The following is a 21,166-nucleotide window of genomic DNA, read 5'->3' on the forward strand; positions in this document are numbered from 1 at the left end:
CAGCAAGATACAGGCCTTGGAAGCTTTTATGGTATACGGAAAAACCAAGTCGCTCTGAAGCTCTATCGTTAGAAAAAAAACTGAAAAACCTTTCCAAAGATAGACTCATTGACTTTATAAAAAAATATTCTTAGGTCGTGGAAGTCTTGACGTTTGCCCTGCAAAGTCAAGATGCTGACCGCAAGCGTCAGCATTCGAATTAAGACCACTAGTGTCTTGATCTTCTCGTGCGCACATTCTTATAACCTATGCCCTATTTTGTTTATATTATATATTCTGAAAAATTCGACATGTTTTATTAGCGTCAGCATTCTAGATAAGACCTCAAGCATCTTGATCTTCTCGTGTGCAATTTACTCCGTATACTTTACAGTTTTTCTTCCAAAATCACTCAGAAATAGCAGTTATTAACAGACCCTTTTTCATTAAATTTTGTTAATTACACGCTTTGTTTCAGTTAAAAGCTTATTTTTGTTTAAACATTTTTATTAAAAAATGAACAATATTAAAAATCAGTTTAGTATTAAAGACCTAGAAAATCTCACTGGTATTAAGGCACATACCATAAGAATCTGGGAAAAACGCTATAACCTACTTCAACCCAAGCGTACAGATACTAACATAAGATATTATGATTTAGCAAGTTTTCAGAAACTACTCAATGTCAGCTACCTTAATAACAATGGCTACAAAATTTCTAAAATAGCTACCATAGAAGAGCATAAAATTCCTATTTTGGTTAGAGAAATTGCGGCGCAAAGCAATATAGAGGATCATGCCATTAACGCCTTTAAGCTAGCCATGCTCAATTTTGATCAGGTACTTTTCTATAATACCTATGAGTCCCTACTGCAAGAAAAAGAATTCTATGAGATTTTTTACGACATCTTCATTCCGCTTTTAACGGAAATTGGATTGTTATGGCAAACAGACACCATTACTCCTGCACACGAACATTTTTTAACCTCATTGATTCGTCAAAAAATACTGATCAATATCGAAAAAGTGCAGTCTAGACAGGTAAACAATTCTAAAAAAACCTTTGTACTCTATTTACCTGAAAATGAAATCCACGAGCTGGGTCTTATGTTCATTAACCATCAGTTGGTAAGTAGAGGGTATCAATCTATCTTTTTAGGTTTTAGTGTACCGTTAGAGAGCTTGACAGATTTAAAGGATTATTACGATGAAATTATCTACATATCTTACTTCACCGTGAAACCAGAAAAAGGTGAGATTAAGAAATATATGGAGAATTTTAATACACTCTTGCTCAACGGCAGCAATACGAAACTATGGATTTTAGGTCAGATGCTGAACGCCTTAGACTTGGATAATTTACCCAAAGGCGTTTCGGCATTTAAGAGTATACAAGCCTTAATCGATAAAGTAGATAATCCATAAATGCGTAAAACAATATCTATAATAGGCTCTGGATTTTCATCGCTATCGGCATCTTGCTATTTAGCAAAAGCCGGGCATAAGGTAGCTGTTTACGAAAAAAATGCTACCGTCGGCGGAAGAGCCAGACAACTCGTAAAAGATGGTTTCACCTTTGATATTGGACCAAGCTGGTACTGGATGCCAGACATCTTTGAAAAGTTTTTTAGCGATTTTGGTAAAAGTACAAGCGACTATTATCAACTCGATAAATTGAGTCCTGCTTACAAAATCTTCTTCTCGGATGAAGTAATTACCATAGGTGACCATATGGATCAAATTTGTGAGGAATTTGAGCGTATAGAAACAGGAAGCTCTAAACCACTTCGCAAATTTATATCGCAAGCCCAAGAACACTATGATATAGCCATCAATAAGGTTGTGCTAAAACCTGGCATCTCCCCTTTTGAATTGGTAACCAAAGATACCGTAACCAGAGTAGATCGCTTTTTTAAAACTATTAGCTCAGAAGTGAGAAAGAATTTTAAGAACCCTAAGTTGATTTCTACACTAGAGTTTCCGGTACTGTTTTTAGGCGCAAAACCAAGTCAAACACCATCGTTTTATAGTTTTATGAACTTTGCTGATTTTGGTTTAGGCACATGGCACCCAAAAGGTGGTATGTACCAGATTATAAAGGCTATGAAAAGCTTAGCTGAGAGTTTAGGTGTGGATATTAACACCAATAGCAATGTGGAAAAGATCAATGTTGAAAACGGAAAAACCGTTGGGATTACGGTTAATGGAAAGACTATAGCTTCAGATATTGTACTTAGTGGTGCAGATTATCACCATTCTGAAACCTTACTAGATCAAAATTACAGACAATATTCAGAGTCGTATTGGAACAAACGTACCTTTGCACCATCATCGCTTCTCTTCTATGTCGGCTTTAATAAAAAGCTTAACGCGATAGAACATCATAACTTATTCTTCGACACAAATTTCGAAAATCACGCCGAAGAGATTTATGATGACCCTAAATGGCCTAAAAACCCATTATTTTACGTTAACTTTCCTTCAGTAACGGACAAGAGTATGGCTCCGGAAGGTTGCGAAACCGGGTTTTTCTTGATTCCTATCGCACCAGGATTGGAAGATACGCCAGAGTTAAGGCAACAATATTTTGATATTATCATTAATCGTTTTGAAAACTTAACCAATCAAGATGTACAAAACCATATTCTTTTTAAAGAATCATTTTGTGTCAATGATTTTGTTAGTGAGTACAATTCGTATAAAGGTAATGCCTATGGAATGGCCAATACGCTAAAACAAACGGCTTTCCTTAGACCAAAACTAAAAAGTAAAAAAGTCGATGGACTTTACTTTACAGGACAGCTCACTGTTCCCGGCCCAGGTGTTCCACCATCCTTAATATCAGGAAAGCTGGCAGCTGACCTCATCAACAGAAATTAAATTGCTAAGAAAAATATACCGATTATCATGAAATCAATTTTCGACAACGTCTCCAAAGAATGTAGTAAGCTTGTTACCAATGCCTACAGCACATCATTTTCTATGGCGACCAAAATGTTATCAGAAAGCATAAGACAAGACATCTACAACATCTATGGTTTTGTGAGGTTTGCAGATGAAATTGTCGACACCTTTCATGATTACGATAAAGAAAAACTTTTCAGGAATTTTGAAACTGAATTGGAAAATGCTTTGAAAGATAAAATTAGTTTGAATCCTATTCTAAATTCATTTCAGGAAACTTATCATAAATATGGTATAGACAAGCATCTGGTCGATGCTTTTATGAACAGTATGCGTTTAGACTTGTTTAAAAAGGATTATCTCACGGAAGAAGAGTACAAAAACTACATTTATGGCTCTGCGGATGTTGTAGGTCTTATGTGCCTAAAAGTTTTTGTAAAGGGCGATCAAGAAAAATATGAAGATCTAAAGGATTCAGCAATGAGCTTGGGTTCTGCCTTTCAGAAAGTGAATTTTTTACGTGATTTAAAAGCCGATTTTGAGGATTTGAGCAGAACATATTTTCCAAACACAGACCTCAACCACCTAGACGAAGTTTCTAAACAAGCCATTATCAAAGATATAGAAAAGGATTTCTCTGAAGGACTTAAAGGCATTAAACGATTACCACTTGAGGCACGCTTTGGCGTATTTATGGCGTACCGTTATTATAACAAACTGCTTCAAAAGCTTAAGAACACACCAGCGTTAGAAATAAAATCGGCAAGAATTAGAGTTCCAAATTATAAAAAGATTGAACTACTAACACGCAGTTATGTAAAATATCAATTAAATTTGCTTTAACTTAAAATCACAGGTTTGCAAACGTTTTTTTGGATATTAATTTTCTTCGGAACTTTCTTAATTATGGAGTTTAATGCGTGGTTTACCCATAAGTATATTATGCACGGTTTTCTCTGGAGTTTGCATAAAGACCATCACCACAAAGACCACGATAGCTGGTTTGAGCGCAATGATGCCTTTTTTATTTTTTATGCTGTAGTCAGCATGACCTGCTTTTACCTTTGGGGCGAACAAAATGTATGGTACTGCTTGCCTATAGGCATAGGTATTATGGCCTACGGTTTAGCCTACTTTATTGTGCACGATATCTTTATTCACCAACGTTTTAAATGGCTTCGTAATATTGATAATAAATATGCTCGTGGCGTAAGACGTGCCCACAAGATACATCATAAGCATTTGGGTAAAAAAGATGGCGAAAACTTCGGAATGCTCATTGTTCCTTTTAAGTATTTTAAATAAATCACTATAGATTTGAAATCCATAGTTTTAATCAACGAATGAAATTCATTTTGTTGTATTCAAGTTATTCCGCCAGAGCTGAATTCTTAGCGAAATCGAAGGGAAAGTGACAAGAAACCGCAAGGTTAAGCGAAGCTAAATCTCATAATCTTGTGGGTTCATAATGAGATTTCTCTCTTTAGCCTGTCTTGAGCGACAGTCGAAAGATTCGAAATGACAAATACTCTTAAAAGGTATATAAACTAAAGTCGCTGCAATAAAATCACAAAGTTTTAACCTTAATATAGATTATGAATTATTCAGAAAGCATTTGATCTAATTGCCCTCTAACGGTTTCACTATTCCAATCAACGGCACCAGATTCGTCAACCACAATCTCACCTCTTTTGTTGATAATAAAAGTTCTGGGAATAGATCTAAATGCCAATGCTTCTGGTATATTGCTCATGGGATTGAAAACTTCAAAACTATAATTCTCTTTGTTCTTAAAGTTTTCTACAGTTTTAAAATCATCGCTGGTAACGAATAAGAATTTTACCTTATCGTTGTAATCATTGTATAATGCCTGAAGACTGGGCATTTCTGCGATGCAAGGTGGACACCATGTCGCCCAAAAATTCACAAATACAACTTTACCTTGAGTAGCTTTAAAATCGAGTAAAGCATTATTGACATCGGATTGTAATTTCCAATCGCTGTAAGATACAATAACCCTATCTGCTTCATCAATAACCGAAGATTGGTTGATATAGCTCAACCCCTTATGCAATACTATCTGTAAAGGCTGTCTTGTTTGTGGTATAATAAGAATAGCGATTATGATCAAAAAAATGATATTGCGCTTAGTGAAATTAGCTTTCATCAATTGTGGTTTAAGCCGAAGTATTATAAATTCTAATCTGTCTTCTATTAAAGTCTATAATATCATCTTCTTTTAGTTCGTTCATAAGAATATTCAATGTCGGGCGCGAAATGCCAATCAAAGACGCGATATCTTTTTGTGTGTAAGGGTGATTTATGATCTGGTCACCTGTTTTTTCGCAATTATACCCATAATCTGTACAAAGTTCGTCTAAAAATTCGACTAATCTTGTTTTAGAGTCTTTAAAAAGTAACAACTGTAAGCGTCGTTCCAGTTTCTTAAACTTGTAACCAATAAATTTATAAATTCTAAAACTGAAGGTTTGGTTATCCCGCATTAAATCGTGCATCGTTTCTACACCTACGGGACAAATGGAAGTTTGGTTGTCTAACGATTGTGCAAACTCTTCGCGTATTCTCTCACCTAATATCGCCTTCTCGCCAAACAGTTCACCTTTAGTTAAAATAGCTTTTACCACTTCATCGCCACTCTCACTGTAATAGCCAATTTTTACTTTTCCTTTTTCAATTAAATAAACTTTGTTAGAAGAATCATTTTCAAAATAGATATAATCTTCTTTGCGGTAATGATCAAAGGTATGTGCTTGTTTGTAAGCCTTAAACTTATGAGGGCACAATAGCTTAAATAGATTTACATCCTCAAAAAACCAAAATGACTTCATGATATAGGTAATAGAATGTTGATTGTGTATAACACTAATGTCGCTATTGAATAGAAAAACTTACAGAAAAGTTAAAAAAAACTCTCAGTGGTTGCTGAGAGTTTTAAAAAGTATGATAAGATTACTTAAGTATTAAGCATTCTGTTTCTTGATTAAATTAAGTGCTGACCCTTCTTTATACCATTCAATCTGCGAGTCATTATAGGTATGGTTTACAGCAATCGTATCTTTTGATCCGTCTGCATGGACAACCTCGATATGTAATGGTTTACCTGGTGCAAATTCATTTAAATCCAAGAAGTTGAAGGTATCGTCTTCCTGTATTAAATCGTAATCAGCCTCATTAGCAAACGTAAGCCCCAACATACCTTGTTTTTTAAGGTTAGTTTCATGGATACGTGCAAAGGATTTTACAATTACGGCAGCAACACCCAAATGCCTTGGTTGCATTGCAGCATGCTCTCTCGATGAACCTTCTCCATAATTATGATCGCCTACCACGACTGACCAAATGCCATTTTTCTTATACTCACGCTGTGTGTCTGGTACGCCGCCATACTCACTTGTAAGCTGGTTCTTAACAAAATTGGTCTGTTTGTTATATGCATTTACCGCACCAATTAAAGTATTGTTGGCTATATTGTCTAAATGTCCTCTAAAACGCAACCAAGGGCCAGCCATAGAAATATGATCTGTAGTACATTTACCATAAGCTTTGATTAAAAGCTTAGCACCTGTAATAGAATCGCCAATAGGCTCAAACGGTGTCAATAATTGTAAGCGCTCAGAATTAGGATTTACGGTGACTTCTACGCCGCTTCCATCTGCAACAGGCTCTAAATAACCATTTTCCTTGACATCAAAACCTTTTGGTGGTAATTCCCATCCTGTTGGCTCATCTAACATCACTTCCTCTCCATCTTCATTAATCAATGTATCTGTCATTGGATTAAAATCTAAACGTCCTGCAATAGCAATGGCCGCTGTAATTTCTGGTGAGGCCACAAATGCATGTGTGTTAGGATTACCATCAGCACGCTTAGCAAAGTTTCTATTAAACGAGTGTACAATACTATTTTTTGGTGCATTCTTTGGATCACTGTAACGTGCCCATTGCCCAATACATGGACCACAGGCGTTGGTAAATATTGTAGCATCTAATTTTTCAAACACTTGTAAGATACCATCGCGTTCCGCAGTATAACGTACTTGCTCTGAACCTGGATTAATACCAAACTCCGCCTTGGTTTTTAGGCCTTTATCCAATGCTTGTTGTGCTATTGAAGATGCTCTCGATAAATCTTCATAAGAGGAGTTGGTACAAGATCCTATTAATCCCCATTCTACTTGCATTGGCCATTCGTTTTCTTTGGCCTTATCGGTCATTTCCCTACCTACTGTAGTCGATAGATCTGGAGTAAAAGGTCCGTTTAGTAATGGCCCTAATTCAGAAAGGTTAATATCGATCACCTGATCAAAATATTGTTCAGGGTTTTCATAGACGTCAGTATCTGCCGTAAGGTATTCTCTTATTTTATTGGCTTCATCTGCAACATCTGCTCTGTCTGTAGCTCTTAAATAGCGCTCCATAGAATCATCATATCCAAAAGTAGATGTTGTAGCGCCGATTTCTGCTCCCATATTACAGATGGTTCCTTTTCCTGTACATGACATTGACAAGGCACCTGGACCAAAGTACTCTACAATAGATCCTGTTCCACCTTTAACGGTAAGTATCTCAGCAACTTTAAGGATAACGTCTTTAGGTGCTGTCCATCCAGAAAGTTTTCCTGTTAATCTTACACCTATAAGTTTCGGAAACTTAAGTTCCCAAGGCATTCCCGCCATAACGTCTACCGCATCAGCACCACCAACACCAATGGCAACCATACCCAATCCACCTGCATTTACTGTATGCGAATCCGTACCGATCATCATCCCACCTGGGAATGCATAGTTTTCTAATACTACTTGATGAATAATACCTGCGCCTGGTTTCCAAAATCCAATACCGTATTTATTGGATACGGATTCTAAAAAATTGAAAACTTCACTACTCGTATCATTGGCATGTTTTAAGTCTACTTCTGCTCCACTTTTTGCCTGAATCAAATGATCGCAATGCACTGTTGTTGGCACGGCTACCTTAGCCTTACCAGCTTGCATAAATTGTAATAATGCCATCTGTGCTGTGGCATCCTGGCACGCTACTCTATCTGGCGCAAAATCAACGTAATCCTTACCTCTAATGAATGATTGCGTCGGTTTACCATCCCACAAATGGGCATATAATATTTTTTCTGAAAGTGTTAATGGTTTACCAACAATTTCTCTGGCAGCATCAACGCGCTCAGCGATGTTAGCATAAACCTTTTTAATCATGTCAATGTCAAAAGCCATAAAGTATATTTAAAGGTTGATAATTATGTTTTTTAAGTCGCACAAAATTACGAATTCTTAAGGATTTTTAAAAATATGTAACAAAATCGCAATTTCTTTACATTTAAATCATAAATTTTAGTTTTTTTTAATTATTAATTTAAAAATTAACAATTAAAATGATTAAATATCAATAATTTAACAATTTATCTTATTTAGAATGATTATGTATTTCTATTAATTCTTTTTATATCTGCATTTACACCAAATATAATTTTTGAAGATCGATACTAATTTTAACGTTTTATTTGTAACAAAGCCATTCTTTTTTCTTCTAACTGCTATATTAATCGAACAATCAAAAACTCAAATTATTCCGATAGTCATCGGAGTATTACAAGAAAACGAATTTTAAATCTTAAATCATTAAAATGAAAACAACTCTTTTAAAAATAAGTGGAGCTATATTACTGTTTTTAGGTTCCCTTACACTATCCTATGCACAGGACATTACTGGCGCATGGGAAGGAAAACTAAATGTACAAGGTGCTGAAATCCCACTGTTGTTTAATATAACGATGGAAGATGGCGCCTACGCTTCTACTATGGACAGTCCTTCTCAAGGTGCCACAGATATTCCTATGGACGTGACTACTTTTGAAGACAATACACTAACTATCAAGTTTAATCAAGCTGGTATCAAATATGTTGGCACATTTGCAGAAAACACGTTTACTGGTACATTTTATCAAAGCGGAAATGAGTTTCCACTAACCCTAAATAAAACGGTAAAAACCTTACCAGGTAATACAGCTTTACCCACTTCTGATGAAGAATTAGAAAAGTTAGCTAATTGGAAACCCATTAATAGTTACAAATATGACGTTGAAGACTATTTTGCTAGACCTAAGGCGAGATCTTTTAATTTTTCTCCCGACGGCAAATATTTGTCTTACAGAGAAAAAGACGACAATAAGAAAAACCACGTCTATGTAAAAAACTTAGAGACTGATGAAGTCACTAGAGTTATTGAAGAAAAAGAAGAGCTTATAAGAGGTTTTGGTTGGGCAAACGAAAATAGATTAATATACATTATGGATAAGGGTGGTAATGAGGATTATCACTTGTTTGCTGTTGATTTAGATGGAAAAAACCAAAAAGAATTGACTCCATTTGAAGGGGTAAAAGTGAATATCCTAAATATTATTAAAGAGGATAAAGACCATATGATCATCTCCATGAATCAAAACAATCCTCAAATATTTGAGCCTTACAAAATAAATATCGTAACTGGTGAACTCGAGCAACTTTATAAAAATGATGATATCGCAAACCCTATTAACAATTATGATTTTGATAAGGATGGAAACCTACGCAGTTTTGGAAAATTACGTGATGGTGTAAATTTTGATTTGTATTACACTATAGATGGCGAAAATTTTGAGATCATCAAACAATTAAACTGGAAGGATAGCTTTAGTATATCTTCATTTAACTATGCCACTGATTACCCACATGATGCCTATGTAGTATCTAACTTAGACAGTGATAAGACGCAGATCTATTTATATGATCTAAAGGAAGATAAAGTAATCGAAAAATTATTTTCTAATGACAACTACGATGTATCTGGTCTTTCCTTATCAAGAAACAGAGGTTACGAATTAGACTATTTTTCTTATGAAGGTGAAAAAGATGTTATCGTACCTGTAAGCGACTACTATAAAAAATTGCACAGCAAAATCACAAGCAAATTCCCTAATTATAGCTATAGTATCGCTGATGTTACCGACGATGAGAGTAAATACTTAATCTTTTTACAGAGTGATAAATTATACGGAACCTACTATTCCTATGATGCTAAAAAGGACGAGTTTAGATTACTTTATAATTTAATGCCTAATCTACTTGAAGAAGATATGGCAGAGATGCGACCAATAACATTTAAAAGTAGAGACGGTAAAACTATCCATGGTTATATTACACTTCCAAAAGCAGCTTTAGAAGGTAAAAGAGTTCCTGTGATTGTTAATCCCCATGGTGGCCCACAAGGCATTAGAGATTCTTGGGGCTTTAATCCAGAAGCACAACTATTTGCTAGTCGTGGTTATGCCACTTTACAAGTTAACTTTAGAATTTCTGGTGGATACGGCCGTGAGTTTTTAGAATCAGGATTTAAGCAAATCGGCAGAAAGGCTATGGACGATGTTGAGGATGGCTTACAATATGTGATAGACCAAGGTTGGGTAGATAAAGACAATGCCGCTATTTATGGCGGAAGCCATGGAGGTTATGCTGTATTAAGAGGCTTAACTAAAACACCAGATCTTTACGCCTGTGGTGTCGATTATGTTGGTGTGTCTAACATTTTTACATTTTACGATTCGTTCCCAGAATATTGGAAGCCTTACAAAGAGATCGTAGAGGAAATCTGGTACGATCCAGATGTACCCGAAGAAAAGGAAATTATGAAAGAAGTATCTCCTGCATTTCATGTTGAAAAAATTAAAAAGCCACTCTTTGTAGTACAAGGTGCCAATGACCCAAGGGTAAACATCGATGAGTCTGACCAAATTGTTGAAGCCTTAAGGGCAAAAGGTGTTGACGTACCTTATATGGTAAGATACGATGAGGGCCATGGGTTTGGTAAAGAAGAAAATAGAATTGCGCTTTATAAAGCCATGATGGGCTTTTATGCAAAACACCTAAAACAAGATTTAGAGCAACCAATCAAAAACTAATCAATTTAAAACTTAAAACTAAAAGACCTTTTGAGATTTTCAAAAGGTCTTTTTTAATTTAAAAATTTTAAGTTTAGAATAGACTTTCAATGATTTTTTCGTCTGAAATACCTTCTGCCTCTGCTTTGTAATTTTTAATAATTCTATGTCTAAGAATCCCAGTGGCTATGGCTTGTACATCTTCTATATCCGGCGAAAACTTTCCTTTAGTAGCGGCATGTGTTTTTGCTGCGAGAATCAAGTTTTGGGAAGCTCTCGGTCCTGCTCCCCAATCCACAAATTCCTTTACAATTTCCGCAGCAGTTTCTGCCTTTGGTCGTGTCTTAGCTACTAATGACACCGCATATTCTACCACATTATCAGCTACTGGAATACGACGTATGACATTTTGAAAATCAATAATCTCTTCCGCAGTAAATAAAGCATTAACTGATAATTGAATATCTGTGGTGGTCGCCTTTACAACTTCAACCTCTTCCTTAAAAGAAGGATACTCCAACCTTATAGCAAACATAAATCTATCTAACTGTGCTTCTGGCAATGGATAGGTTCCTTCTTGCTCAATCGGGTTTTGAGTTGCCAAAACAAAGTACGGCAAACTTAATTTATATTGATGACCTGCTACGGTAACTGCACGCTCTTGCATAGCTTCTAGCAAAGCTGCCTGTGTCTTTGGCGGTGTTCTGTTGATCTCGTCTGCAAGAATGATATTAGCAAATATTGGACCTTTGATAAACTTAAAATGGCGGTTTTCATCTAAAATTTCACTTCCAAGGATATCACTTGGCATTAAATCTGGGGTAAACTGAATACGCTTAAAATCTAAGCCCAGAGCTTGGGCAATAGTATTGACCATAAGGGTCTTTGCCAAACCTGGAACACCAATTAACAAAGAGTGCCCACCTGAAAAAATAGAGATTAAAATCTGATTGACAACGTCTTCCTGACCAATGATAACTTTAGCTATTTCCTGCTTAAGAACTTTGTACTTTTTTACAAAGTTTTCAATTACGGTGACATCAGACATATGCTATTGTGTTTTTAACCAATTACTTTGATAATCGCAGTCTCTATATACACCATTTATCTTAACATAAGTTTCTGCTATGACTTCTTTTTGCCATTTATCTATGGCCCTTACTTGCTTGTCTTGCAATGCTAGTTCTTTAATCTTTAGGTAATCCCTAGCAAAATCGGCCTCATGGTCATCAATTCTATCCGTAACTGTCATGATTTTGAATTTAATAGAATTAATTCGATCTTCATCTTGAATAACTTCACTAATTTTACCATCTTCTAAACCTTGAATTTGGGTGTACATCTCCGTATCCATTTTGGTCAGTTCAAAATTAAAATCTTGGGTCGTTGGATTGGTAAGTTTTCCGCCTTCGTATTTCGTCTCTTCTTCATCACTAAATTCTCTTGCTGCATCAGCAAAGGACAGCTTTCCACTCACTACAAGTTCTCTAACCTTGTTAATTTTATCTTCTGCCTTTTTAATAGCATCGGGCGTAACCTCAGGGCGCAATAAAATATGTCGCACATCGTATTCCTGTCCTCTAATCTTTTCTAAATAAATAATGTGAAAACCAAAGTCTGTTTCAAACGGATCTGAAATTTCCCCTTCTTGTAAGTTGAAGGCAACATCCCTAAATTCCTTAACCATTCTAGGGCGTTTTCTATTCATAGTAGGCAATAGTCCACCACTGTTTTTTGATCCTGAATCTTCAGAATAAAACAGTGCTTTTGTAGTAAAACTAGCGCCATTTTCTTCTACATCTTTTTTAAACCCCTTCAGTTTATCAATTACATCTTGTTTGGCTTCTTCCGTAATTTCTGGTATAACTACAATCTGTGCTACTTTAAGCTCAGTACCAAAGGTTGGCCTTTCGTCCTTAGGAATATCATTAAAAAATGTTCTTACCTCCTCTGGGGTTACCTCAACGCCATCAATGACCTTCTTCTGCATCTCCTGAGCTAGGTATCCATTTTTGTTTATTTCATACATCTCATCTCGTAAGGCTTGCTCTGATTCTTTCTTGTAAAACTTCAACAACCCCTCCATATCACCTTGGGTTTGGGCTAAAATGCCTTCAATCTGCTGTTCTACTAAGGATTGAATATACAATTCATTTACTATAACACTATCCTGTATAGCCTGGTGCGCATATAACTTTCTTTCTAAGAGGCTTCCAAAAAGCTCACAACGGGTGACTCCCGACAAGTCTGCGCCTTGTGCTTCAAGTTGTGCTATTTCTCGATCTAAATCGGATTCTAAAACAATAAAATCCCCAACGACAGCAGCTACCCCATCTGCTTTAATACGTGTTTTATTTACAACGCTATCTTTTACCTTTACCTTAGGTGTTTCGTCGGGTATAATTTCTTGGGCGCTTAATAAACCAAAACACAAGAGCATACAAATACTTAACGTTTTAGTCATAAATCTGGAACTCATTATTTTTAATCGCATCTTTTGAAATATCTTTTTCGAGTTGTTTGATAAGCTCTAATTTTCGCTTATTAATAACGATTTGTTTTATGGATCGGTATACGTACTCCAAAGGTGCATAATCATTTTGAAGGCGTATGTCATTAACATGAATCAAATATAGGTTTAATGAATCTTTGAGCTGTAAGAAATTAGATTTTTTTAACAGTTGGTTTTTACTTTCTTGGATAACTACTGGAACTTTATCCACTACTTGACTAAATCTTACCCATAAGGAATCATTTAGGGAGTAGGATTTAAACTGTAACGAAATTGAATCCAAATAGCGTTTATCCTTAACTTCAAAACGTTTAAATCTGTTTTCAATGGTATCTAAATCTATAGCGTTTAATGGTAAACTGATATACCGCAGTTGTAGCAAGTCGTCGTTAAGCTTAAATGTTTCCTTATTAGCTTCGTAAAAAACTTCCGCCTCATCTTTATTGACTACAGTATCTATATTTTTCTTTACAAGTGCATCAAGATATGCTTTAGTATACAAATCATTTTTATACTGTTCTATAAGCTTCGAGAATTCTTCTTGTTTATCTTCCGAAAGATTGAGCAACGCGCCATCCATTAGCAACAACTGTCTTGCCCAACGGTTTATGTAAGCATTAACTATAACCAAGCTATCTTCTTTACTAGCACCTTCTGGAACCAATCCTACCACATCTTCCTTATATAAGTAAGAATCGTTGACTCTTGCTATTGGCTGACGGTCATCTGTTTTTTTAAAAAAGTCGCAACTAACAATAAACAAGCAAATTCCTAAAGTAAAGAACGCTTTTTTTAACAAAATCTATTGATTTTTAATTTTTGATTTTACAGCTTTTAGTGCTTTTTCATTTACAACAACATCAAAACGAGCATAGAGTTCTTTAATCCAATCAGTCTCGATCTGTGTCTGGTAGTCATTAACAACATTACCTCTAGCTTCTTGGAGGGTTTTATCTCCAGCTGGTAATACGTTAATTACATCTATTACATGAAACGCGTCATTGTGCTGATATATTTTGCCTAAGCCTTTTTGAAAGCTCAAGTCAGAAGGTAGCTTGCCATCATCCACACTAAAGATTCCTTTTGTGAAAATGACATTATTCTCTGAGTCTGTATTTAAAGCAGCTTCTATTTCTTCTTTGGTTTTACCCTTTTTCATCATTTTTAGAACCTTTTGGGCAATGGCCTTATCTGCCGAAGTCGCCATAATCATATCTACTCTATCACCCCATTGGTACTTTGACTTATTTTTAAGATAATACGCTTCTAGACCTGTTGTGTCTTTAGAGGCTTTATTCCAGACTTCCTTTTCCATTAAGTCGAATAGTAGCAAACCCTCTCTATATTCTTTGAGAATATCGGCAAAATCTTTGTTTTCAAATTCAAGATTATTTTCTCTATACTGTAAAATAGATTTATCAAAGAATTTTTTGAATTCGTTATCTACTACATTTGAAAATGATGATGCCTTTCTGTCGGAATAGTTACGTTGGGCCGACATTAAGTGGTTTCCAAATTCATCATAAGTAAATGCTTTGTTATTAATGGTAAATATGGTTTTAGCCTTATCAAACTGCTCTGGCAATGTCCATGAGCGTTTAAAAAACCCTTCATTTAAGATGGATTCAAAATACGGTTTTGCTTCTTCAGCATACGAAATTTGATAACGTTTTTTTAATTCGTTTACCATTGCAGCATTGATAAGCTTGGATCTCGAGTCTCTTTTTACTCTTGCCTCTAGAGATAGTTTTTGCTCTTCAAATGTTTGAGTGGGCTTTAGGTCTATGCGCTTTACTATATGCCATCCGTATTCTGTTTTAAATGGTTTGGTCATATCACCATCTGCCTTTAATGCAAAAGCTTCGTCTTCAAACTCGGCCGAGCTTAATTGTCCACTCTTAAAAGGTGATAATTTCCCACCATTTCTTGCTGAACTCTTATCGTCCGAAAATTGTTTGGCTAGAGATTCAAAGCTTTCTCCTTGTTCTATCTTTTTGTAGATGTCATTAATGCGGTCTTCAGGATTGAGGAGTGAATCCCTTTGCTTTAAAGCTACCATAATGTGCGCTGCTGTAATCGTACCACGAGATTGACGCCTGTCGTTGACTTTTACAACATGATATCCAAACTGTGTTCTAAACGGCATAGAGATATCTCCTTTTGGTGTATTGTATGCCGCTGTTTCAAAATCATAAACCATCTTAAATGCTGAGAAATAGCCTAGATCTTCCAAAAAGATAGTTTGCCCATTGTGCATCTCTGCCTTTACGGTTTCAAAACCCTCATCCAAAGCTCGTTGTCTTAACCCTAAGACTTGATTATATGCACTAAGTGTATCTTGAGCGTTTTCGTCTAACCTAACTAATATGTGAGATGCATTAATATCTATGGTGCTGCGTTTGTAAGCCTCTTTCACCAGAGCGTCTGTAACTTTATTCTCTGATAAATAATTCTTGGTTAACTGATTTTTATACCTCTTGAATTCGCGCTGATATTTGGTATCCTCATGTAACTTTAAACGCTTGGCCTCTTTTAATTTTAATTGATATTCTGTAAAAAGCTTTAAATAACCATCTACATCCTTTTGACTTTCGTCCTTAACTAAATCTAAATTTTTATTGTAAACCCTTAAAAATTCGGATATCATTACCGGGTCTCCATTTACTGTTAAGAGTACTTCTTTGTTGTCTTGAGAGAAAGAAAAATTAAGTGTAAAAAACACCAAAAAGAGCCATTTAAATTTAAGTTTCATTGTCATAATATTTTCATTGTTAAATCATTGTAATCTTAACGCGATTACATTAATTTCCAGATTCTGCAAAAATAACACAAATCGCCTATTTTACAAGTTGAACCGCAATCATAATTTAATTAACAGACTAAGACTACTATAATACGCTTACGGCTTCTAAAATGGTAGAAACGTCGATAAATTAGAGTTAGTATTTATGCTTTTGCTATATTTAATGCGAATTGTTATTATAGCATGAAATATACCACCGAAATGATCATAAAGCGACCTTTGGTTGAGGTTGCAAAAAAGATGAATTCTCCAGAAAACATGAAGCATTGGCAAGAAGGTCTGGTCAGTACTGAACATATTTCGGGAACGCCCGGTGAGTTTGGTGCTAAGATGAAACTAAATTATGATTTTGGTAAACGTAAGATGGAATTGATTGAGACCATCACCAAACAGAACTTCCCAAAAGAATTTCATGCTACCTATAATACAAAAGGTGTTAGAAATATTCAACAGAACTACTTTGAAGAAACAATGGAAGGCCATACAAAATGGATCTGCAAAAATGAATTTCAACCCACAAATTTTATGATGAACGCTATGCTGTTCTTAATGCCTCGTGCCTTTAAGAAACAGACAAAAAAGTATATGACCAATTTTAAGAATTTTGCCGAAAACGGTACTTCTATTGCCAATGCGTAAATTAAAACTAATATGGGATTTTAGAGGTCCCGTAAGCCAGAAAACAGCTGAGCATCATTTGATTCACTTACAAGAATACATTAGATCAAACGCTTTAGATATTACAAATACTGGAGTTGAGACATATAATGAGATGCACAGTATCGCATATTTAGTTATAGATGAGTCAAAAATGAAACCTATTAGAGACGCTCTTAAGCCTCACAGAGGACAAATCTATTCTGAAAACTAAAACATACGTCTCAACAAGGATTGGGTAAAACGCTTTGGAGGCACAGACAATATAATTTTTAGATCTTCCAATAAGCTAGACTCCTCATCTAAAAACTTAAAAATTGTCTCTATGTTTCCTCTCCTAAACATAGAAGAAAACAGATCGGCGCCCTCGTCATTATGCTTAGCTAGAACATCTAAAAAAAGTAAGTCGTAGTACCAATGTTTAGATATTTTATTGAACTTGGATAGATCGGTCTCTTGTTTTAAAAATGAAACCAAGTTAAGTGTTTTTTTTGTCGTATTTCTAAACGTATAGCCTGTACTGGCTTTAGTCCAGCCACCAGCTGTGCCAATGTTTAAAATATGTTTGGAATCTAATTCAGAAAACTTAAATGATGTCATTGGTATTGATCCCATTTCTTTTTCAATGATTTCATAATCTTTTATTCCCTTTTTCGTTAAATAGTCCTTAATAGCATCTTCATAATCTGCACGTGGCAGTAAATCTTTAGAAAATAAGGTATATTCAAACAATGCTGTTCTTTTATCTATAGGCAACACGTACATAAACCGTGTATTTCCTTTTTGGGGAATGGTGAAGTCCATAAAGGTTGCTATGGAATCATCAAATACATCATCTTTAGTTTTTAAGAACCAACCTAAGAAATGTTGTTTAATAACTGGGTATTTTTTTTGAAAGTTATAGGCTTCATAATTACTGAGACTTGTAAAAACCTTATCGCCCTCATAAGCTGTCTTTTCAATAATAGGCCCAAACACATCTTTTCGCTCAGCAGCAATAACCTCAGCGCCATTTTCAGTTTCTTTAAATGATAAGACACTTCGCAACTTAAAACTGATATTTGGTTTTTTTTCGATGGTATCCCACAGTGCTTTGTAGAAACTTTCACTTCTTATCATTTTATAACTATAAGGTGAAATATCTAGATGTTCAGAATAGGCTTGGCTACCAAAGAAAATTTTAGCCCAGGATTTGGCCAGCAACTGGTCCCACTCACCTTGTCCTTTTTCCCAAAAACACCAAGTTCTGTCGTTACCCTTTTCTTTTTGTTGGTCGAGTATTAAAATAGATTTATCATTAAAAAATGCATCTTTTGCCATGCGATAAGCGAGCATTAAGCCCGATGCACCTGCACCTAAAATAATATAATCGTATCTGGATTTGGCCATTTAAAAGAATAAAAACACTGTAAAAAATACAATAATTGAAATTAAAACATGTATTGAAATAGTTTTATTTGTTTTGACCTTAAAGGATTGATATCCTAAATGCGCTATAAATGCGGTTACTAGCCAACCCGAATAATTCTGTAAAGGCACTTCTCCATTTTCGAATTCCCAAAAATCAAATCTTGGTGCCGATATCTCTAAAATGACATCCAAACCCGTCATTAATGCCGCACCTATTAGGGAAGACAATAGCAAATTCTTAGAGATTAGTTTTGCGGCATCTGCCGTTGCCATAGTTAACAATGCCCAATTGATGCATATCATTAAGGGCACACCAAAAACTTTAATACCAAGATTTTCACCATAGGCATAATTACCAAAAATAAGACCATAGTTAACACCCAAGGCTTCAGTTATAAAACCTAGAAAAAAAGGAATCGCAATGGCAAAAATTAGTTTAGAGTCATACGGCTTAACATGCCATATTATTATGATAAAGCTTAATAACAAACTCAAAGGGGTAAGTGACAAAAACCAATTTTCATATTCAGATAAGACACCAAAAATTCCTGATATAGTAAATAACCATATAATAAAAATCGATAATCTCAGTTTTAACTTTTTGTTCATGCTTTAGGGTTGGTTTTCTATAAGTTCTGCGACAATTTTACCAGATAATAAGCAAAGCGGTATGCCTCCACCAGGATGGACACTGCCACCACAGAAATACAAATTCTTGATCGAACTTTTAAAGTTTGGATGTCTGAGAAATGCTGCATACTTATTATTGCTAGAGGCACCATATAATGCGCCCTGATAACTTTGTGTTCTTGATTCTATGGATCTTGGATCTAATATATTCTCGTATTCTATTAAAGTATCTAAATCAACTTTTAGCAATCTGTTGAGTTTATTTTTTATATGCCTCCTCGACTTTTCGATGATGACATCCCAATCTTGACCTGTATTACTAGGTACATTGATCATTACAAACCAATTTTCACAACCTTTGGGTGCATCATGTGGCTCTTCTTTTGAAGTGATATTTACGTACACTGTAGGGTCTTCATTCACATCCCTTTTATTGAATATATAATCAAACTCTGTTTCATAATCGTTGGAAAAAAAGATGTTATGCAAATCGAGTTCGGGAAATTGTTGTTTTACACCCCAATAAAAAATTAATGCCGAACTACTTCTCGGTTGCTTTAAGATTTTTTCTGGTGCTTTATGCTTTGGCAACAAATGCCTGTAGGTCGGTACAACATCTGCGTTTGAAACGACAATATCGGCATCAATGAATTCATGATCGATCTCAAGGCCTTGCACCTTATTGCCTTTGATAATGATTTCCTTTACTTTTTTATTAAAATGAAAATCGATACCAATATCCTTGGATAGTTGAAACAAGCTCATTGTAATAGAGTGCATACCTCCCTTGGGAAAATAGGTTCCATAATGCTGCTCCAAGTGCGGAATCATAGACATAATACCTGGTGTCTGATAAGGCGATGAACCATTGTAAGTCGCAAAACGGTTATAAAACTGTACCAAGCGTTCGTCTTTAAACACCTTAGCATTAAAATCACTCAAAGTGGTATTAATATCTAAAGCGTTAATATTGAAAATAGCATTTAGAGTATCTTTAGATAAATATGTAGAAGTCTTATGCAAGGATTTTTCCAAAAATAGGGATGCCGTTAAATCGTACTTTCTTTTACTCTTACTTAGATAATCTAAAAGTGTAGCTTTTTCTACATTAAAAGTAATTGAGGCCTTATCTGCAAACGCATCAATATCTGCCAAAGCACTGAATGTAGTTCCATCTTCATAAAAATAATTACAAATAACCTGCTTCTTTTTATAACCAAAATATTTGGCTATTGGTTGATTAGCCACCTTAAACAAATCCTCTACAAACTGTGGCATTGTAAACAATGAAGGTCCCATATCAAAGCGATAGCCTTTTTCAGAAAAAGCGGTAAGTTTTCCACCAGGATAGGTGTTAGCTTCAAATACTGTGACTTTATGACCTTGTGCGCGAAGACGAATAGCTGATGCAATACCAGCAATCCCAGCACCAATTATGGCAATAGTTTTCTTTTTCATTTGCATAGCAAAGATACATTGAAAACTATTTTGAATAAATTAACATTAACATTTCTTAAGGAATATTTACCTCAAAGTCAAAGGGGTTTTCCTATTCCTTTTCCATAACAGCCTTAGGGGTATAGGCTTCTAGATAACGTTTGGCACGCTTGTTTTCAGGGTTCATTTCTAGAGCTATTTTGTAATTGGTATAAGCTTGTAAACTATCGCCATTTTTAAGGTAAGCTTCTCCTAAACTGTCATAAACATTACTACTGTTTGGATGTAATTTGGCATTGAGCTCAAGCACGCCAATGGCTTTATCGTATTCTTTTTTTCGCATATGTTGGTAACCTTTACTATTAAAATCCCATTCATTAATGTACGAGCTCGTAGAGTCTTGCTTTTTTATTTCCAAATAACCAGCCAATGCTAATTCATAATCGCCTTCTTCCAGATACTGGCTTGGTGTTTTATAGTCGTCAGTAACTTTTATGTAATCATAGGTTATTTTTTCTTGGTTATTCTCATCAACAATAGACAAATAACGTTTCTGGGTTTCGGGATGCATCACAAATCTGAATTTTTTATACATGTCAGGCACAAAAAATTCATTTTCTTCTAAGGCTACAGGCGCTATCTTACCTCCTTTCCAGTTGAGGCGCAGTTTATTGGCTTCATAATAGACCAAAATCAACTCGTCTGAATTATAAAGGTATTTTCCTGAGGTTTCCTTTTTAAAGGTCTCTGAGTACTCAACTGAGTTAGCGCAACTGACTAATAGGGTAAAAACGATTAGGACTAAGATTGATGCTTTTGATTTCATTCTTGATTGGTTTCTTATTTTTTTTTGAAGACTTACTAAACGTCAGTTCGAGTGATCTGC

At 35.3% G+C, this 21,166-nt stretch carries 19 protein-coding genes; 8 read left to right on the forward strand and 11 right to left on the reverse strand.

What is annotated here, in order from left to right:
• The 5 genes from Q0972_RS17935 to Q0972_RS16115 form a co-directional block, all read left to right on the forward strand.
• On the forward strand, positions 1-134 hold a 134-nt coding region (locus tag Q0972_RS17935), incomplete at its 5' end, for a GIY-YIG nuclease family protein (protein WP_367182411.1).
• Between the two features lie 361 nt (positions 135-495).
• Entirely contained in the window at positions 496-1,404 is a 909-nt protein-coding gene (locus Q0972_RS16100; RefSeq protein WP_299367749.1) for a MerR family transcriptional regulator, read from the forward strand.
• Positions 1,405-2,859 (forward strand): NAD(P)/FAD-dependent oxidoreductase, encoded by a 1,455-nt coding sequence (locus Q0972_RS16105; protein WP_299367752.1) that lies wholly within the window; start codon positions 1,405-1,407, stop codon positions 2,857-2,859.
• Between the two features lie 27 nt (positions 2,860-2,886).
• Positions 2,887-3,726, forward strand: coding sequence for a phytoene/squalene synthase family protein (locus tag Q0972_RS16110; RefSeq protein ID WP_299367755.1), 840 nt, complete (start codon positions 2,887-2,889; stop codon positions 3,724-3,726).
• Positions 3,727-3,741: 15 nt separating this feature from the next.
• Positions 3,742-4,188: a sterol desaturase family protein gene (locus Q0972_RS16115; protein WP_299367758.1), complete on the forward strand. Its 447-nt coding sequence runs from the start codon at positions 3,742-3,744 to the stop codon at positions 4,186-4,188.
• Between the two features lie 295 nt (positions 4,189-4,483).
• Here the strand turns inward: Q0972_RS16115 and Q0972_RS16120 are convergent, their stop codons facing one another.
• The 3 genes from Q0972_RS16120 to Q0972_RS16130 all read right to left on the reverse strand — a co-directional run bounded on the left by Q0972_RS16120 (position 4,484) and on the right by Q0972_RS16130 (position 8,132).
• Positions 4,484-5,050: a TlpA disulfide reductase family protein gene (locus Q0972_RS16120; protein ID WP_299367761.1), complete on the reverse strand. Its 567-nt coding sequence runs from the start codon at positions 5,048-5,050 to the stop codon at positions 4,484-4,486.
• Between the two features lie 10 nt (positions 5,051-5,060).
• Positions 5,061-5,732: a Crp/Fnr family transcriptional regulator gene (locus Q0972_RS16125; protein ID WP_299367764.1), complete on the reverse strand. Its 672-nt coding sequence runs from the start codon at positions 5,730-5,732 to the stop codon at positions 5,061-5,063.
• A gap of 132 nt (positions 5,733-5,864) precedes the next feature.
• A complete protein-coding gene (locus tag Q0972_RS16130; protein ID WP_299367767.1) occupies positions 5,865-8,132 on the reverse strand; it encodes an aconitate hydratase in 2,268 nt (755 codons plus the stop codon).
• Between the two features lie 410 nt (positions 8,133-8,542).
• Here Q0972_RS16130 and Q0972_RS16135 point away from each other — a divergent pair, with 410 nt between their 5' ends.
• Positions 8,543-10,852 carry a S9 family peptidase gene (locus Q0972_RS16135; RefSeq protein ID WP_299367769.1) on the forward strand — a complete coding sequence of 770 codons (2,310 nt, stop codon included), beginning with the start codon at positions 8,543-8,545 and terminating at the stop codon, positions 10,850-10,852.
• A 73-nt stretch (positions 10,853-10,925) separates the two neighbouring features.
• Here Q0972_RS16135 and Q0972_RS16140 read toward each other — a convergent pair whose 3' ends face one another.
• From Q0972_RS16140 to Q0972_RS16155, 4 genes are read right to left on the reverse strand one after another with little or no spacing between them, the layout of a single operon-like run.
• Entirely contained in the window at positions 10,926-11,879 is a 954-nt protein-coding gene (locus Q0972_RS16140) for a MoxR family ATPase (protein WP_299367774.1), read from the reverse strand.
• A gap of 3 nt (positions 11,880-11,882) precedes the next feature.
• Complete coding sequence (locus Q0972_RS16145) at positions 11,883-13,310, reverse strand: peptidylprolyl isomerase (protein ID WP_299367777.1); 1,428 nt, start codon at positions 13,308-13,310, stop codon at positions 11,883-11,885.
• Complete coding sequence (locus Q0972_RS16150) at positions 13,288-14,142, reverse strand: peptidyl-prolyl cis-trans isomerase (RefSeq protein WP_299367780.1); 855 nt, start codon at positions 14,140-14,142, stop codon at positions 13,288-13,290. The genes Q0972_RS16145 and Q0972_RS16150 overlap by 23 nt, the downstream gene beginning before the upstream one ends.
• Positions 14,143-14,145: 3 nt before the next feature.
• The gene (locus Q0972_RS16155) at positions 14,146-16,095 is read right to left on the reverse strand and encodes a peptidylprolyl isomerase (protein ID WP_299367783.1); all 1,950 of its coding nucleotides are present in this window, start codon (positions 16,093-16,095) and stop codon (positions 14,146-14,148) included.
• A 234-nt stretch (positions 16,096-16,329) separates the two neighbouring features.
• Between Q0972_RS16155 and Q0972_RS16160 the strand changes: the two genes are divergently transcribed.
• Together Q0972_RS16160 and Q0972_RS16165 are read left to right on the forward strand one after the other, a co-directional pair.
• Positions 16,330-16,785, forward strand: coding sequence for an SRPBCC family protein (locus Q0972_RS16160; RefSeq protein WP_299367786.1), 456 nt, complete (start codon positions 16,330-16,332; stop codon positions 16,783-16,785).
• Positions 16,778-17,017: a hypothetical protein gene (locus Q0972_RS16165; RefSeq protein ID WP_299367789.1), complete on the forward strand. Its 240-nt coding sequence runs from the start codon at positions 16,778-16,780 to the stop codon at positions 17,015-17,017. The genes Q0972_RS16160 and Q0972_RS16165 overlap by 8 nt, the downstream gene beginning before the upstream one ends.
• Here Q0972_RS16165 and Q0972_RS16170 read toward each other — a convergent pair.
• From Q0972_RS16170 to Q0972_RS16185, 4 genes are all read right to left on the reverse strand, one after another.
• The gene (locus Q0972_RS16170; protein WP_299367792.1) at positions 17,014-18,192 is read right to left on the reverse strand and encodes a lycopene cyclase family protein; all 1,179 of its coding nucleotides are present in this window, start codon (positions 18,190-18,192) and stop codon (positions 17,014-17,016) included. The genes Q0972_RS16165 and Q0972_RS16170 overlap by 4 nt on opposite strands.
• Positions 18,193-18,822, reverse strand: coding sequence for a carotenoid biosynthesis protein (locus Q0972_RS16175; protein ID WP_299367795.1), 630 nt, complete (start codon positions 18,820-18,822; stop codon positions 18,193-18,195).
• 3 nt (positions 18,823-18,825) lie between these two features.
• Positions 18,826-20,301: a 1-hydroxycarotenoid 3,4-desaturase CrtD gene (crtD, locus tag Q0972_RS16180; RefSeq protein ID WP_299367798.1), complete on the reverse strand. Its 1,476-nt coding sequence runs from the start codon at positions 20,299-20,301 to the stop codon at positions 18,826-18,828.
• Positions 20,302-20,392: 91 nt separating this feature from the next.
• On the reverse strand, positions 20,393-21,106 hold the full coding sequence (locus tag Q0972_RS16185) for a tetratricopeptide repeat protein (protein WP_299367801.1): 714 nt from the start codon (positions 21,104-21,106) through the stop codon (positions 20,393-20,395).
• Between the last annotated feature and the right edge of the window lie 60 nt (positions 21,107-21,166).

This window comes from Winogradskyella sp. (genome assembly GCF_028282165.1).
Taxonomy (GTDB): Bacteria; Bacteroidota; Bacteroidia; order Flavobacteriales; family Flavobacteriaceae; genus Winogradskyella.

Coding starts and splice junctions, on each gene's coding strand:
- Q0972_RS16175 (WP_299367795.1), bottom strand. CDS start 18,822: ATGAACAAAAAGTTAAAACTGAGATTATCGATTTTTATTATATGGTTA.
- Q0972_RS16185 (WP_299367801.1), bottom strand. CDS start 21,106: ATGAAATCAAAAGCATCAATCTTAGTCCTAATCGTTTTTACCCTATTA.
- Q0972_RS16130 (WP_299367767.1), bottom strand. CDS start 8,132: ATGGCTTTTGACATTGACATGATTAAAAAGGTTTATGCTAACATCGCT.
- Q0972_RS16140 (WP_299367774.1), bottom strand. CDS start 11,879: ATGTCTGATGTCACCGTAATTGAAAACTTTGTAAAAAAGTACAAAGTT.
- Q0972_RS16100 (WP_299367749.1), top strand. CDS start 496: ATGAACAATATTAAAAATCAGTTTAGTATTAAAGACCTAGAAAATCTC.
- Q0972_RS16105 (WP_299367752.1), top strand. CDS start 1,405: ATGCGTAAAACAATATCTATAATAGGCTCTGGATTTTCATCGCTATCG.
- Q0972_RS16160 (WP_299367786.1), top strand. CDS start 16,330: ATGAAATATACCACCGAAATGATCATAAAGCGACCTTTGGTTGAGGTT.
- crtD (WP_299367798.1), bottom strand. CDS start 20,301: ATGAAAAAGAAAACTATTGCCATAATTGGTGCTGGGATTGCTGGTATT.
- Q0972_RS16110 (WP_299367755.1), top strand. CDS start 2,887: ATGAAATCAATTTTCGACAACGTCTCCAAAGAATGTAGTAAGCTTGTT.
- Q0972_RS16125 (WP_299367764.1), bottom strand. CDS start 5,732: ATGAAGTCATTTTGGTTTTTTGAGGATGTAAATCTATTTAAGCTATTG.
- Q0972_RS16170 (WP_299367792.1), bottom strand. CDS start 18,192: ATGGCCAAATCCAGATACGATTATATTATTTTAGGTGCAGGTGCATCG.
- Q0972_RS16135 (WP_299367769.1), top strand. CDS start 8,543: ATGAAAACAACTCTTTTAAAAATAAGTGGAGCTATATTACTGTTTTTA.
- Q0972_RS16145 (WP_299367777.1), bottom strand. CDS start 13,310: ATGAGTTCCAGATTTATGACTAAAACGTTAAGTATTTGTATGCTCTTG.
- Q0972_RS16120 (WP_299367761.1), bottom strand. CDS start 5,050: ATGAAAGCTAATTTCACTAAGCGCAATATCATTTTTTTGATCATAATC.
- Q0972_RS16165 (WP_299367789.1), top strand. CDS start 16,778: ATGCGTAAATTAAAACTAATATGGGATTTTAGAGGTCCCGTAAGCCAG.
- Q0972_RS16155 (WP_299367783.1), bottom strand. CDS start 16,095: ATGAAACTTAAATTTAAATGGCTCTTTTTGGTGTTTTTTACACTTAAT.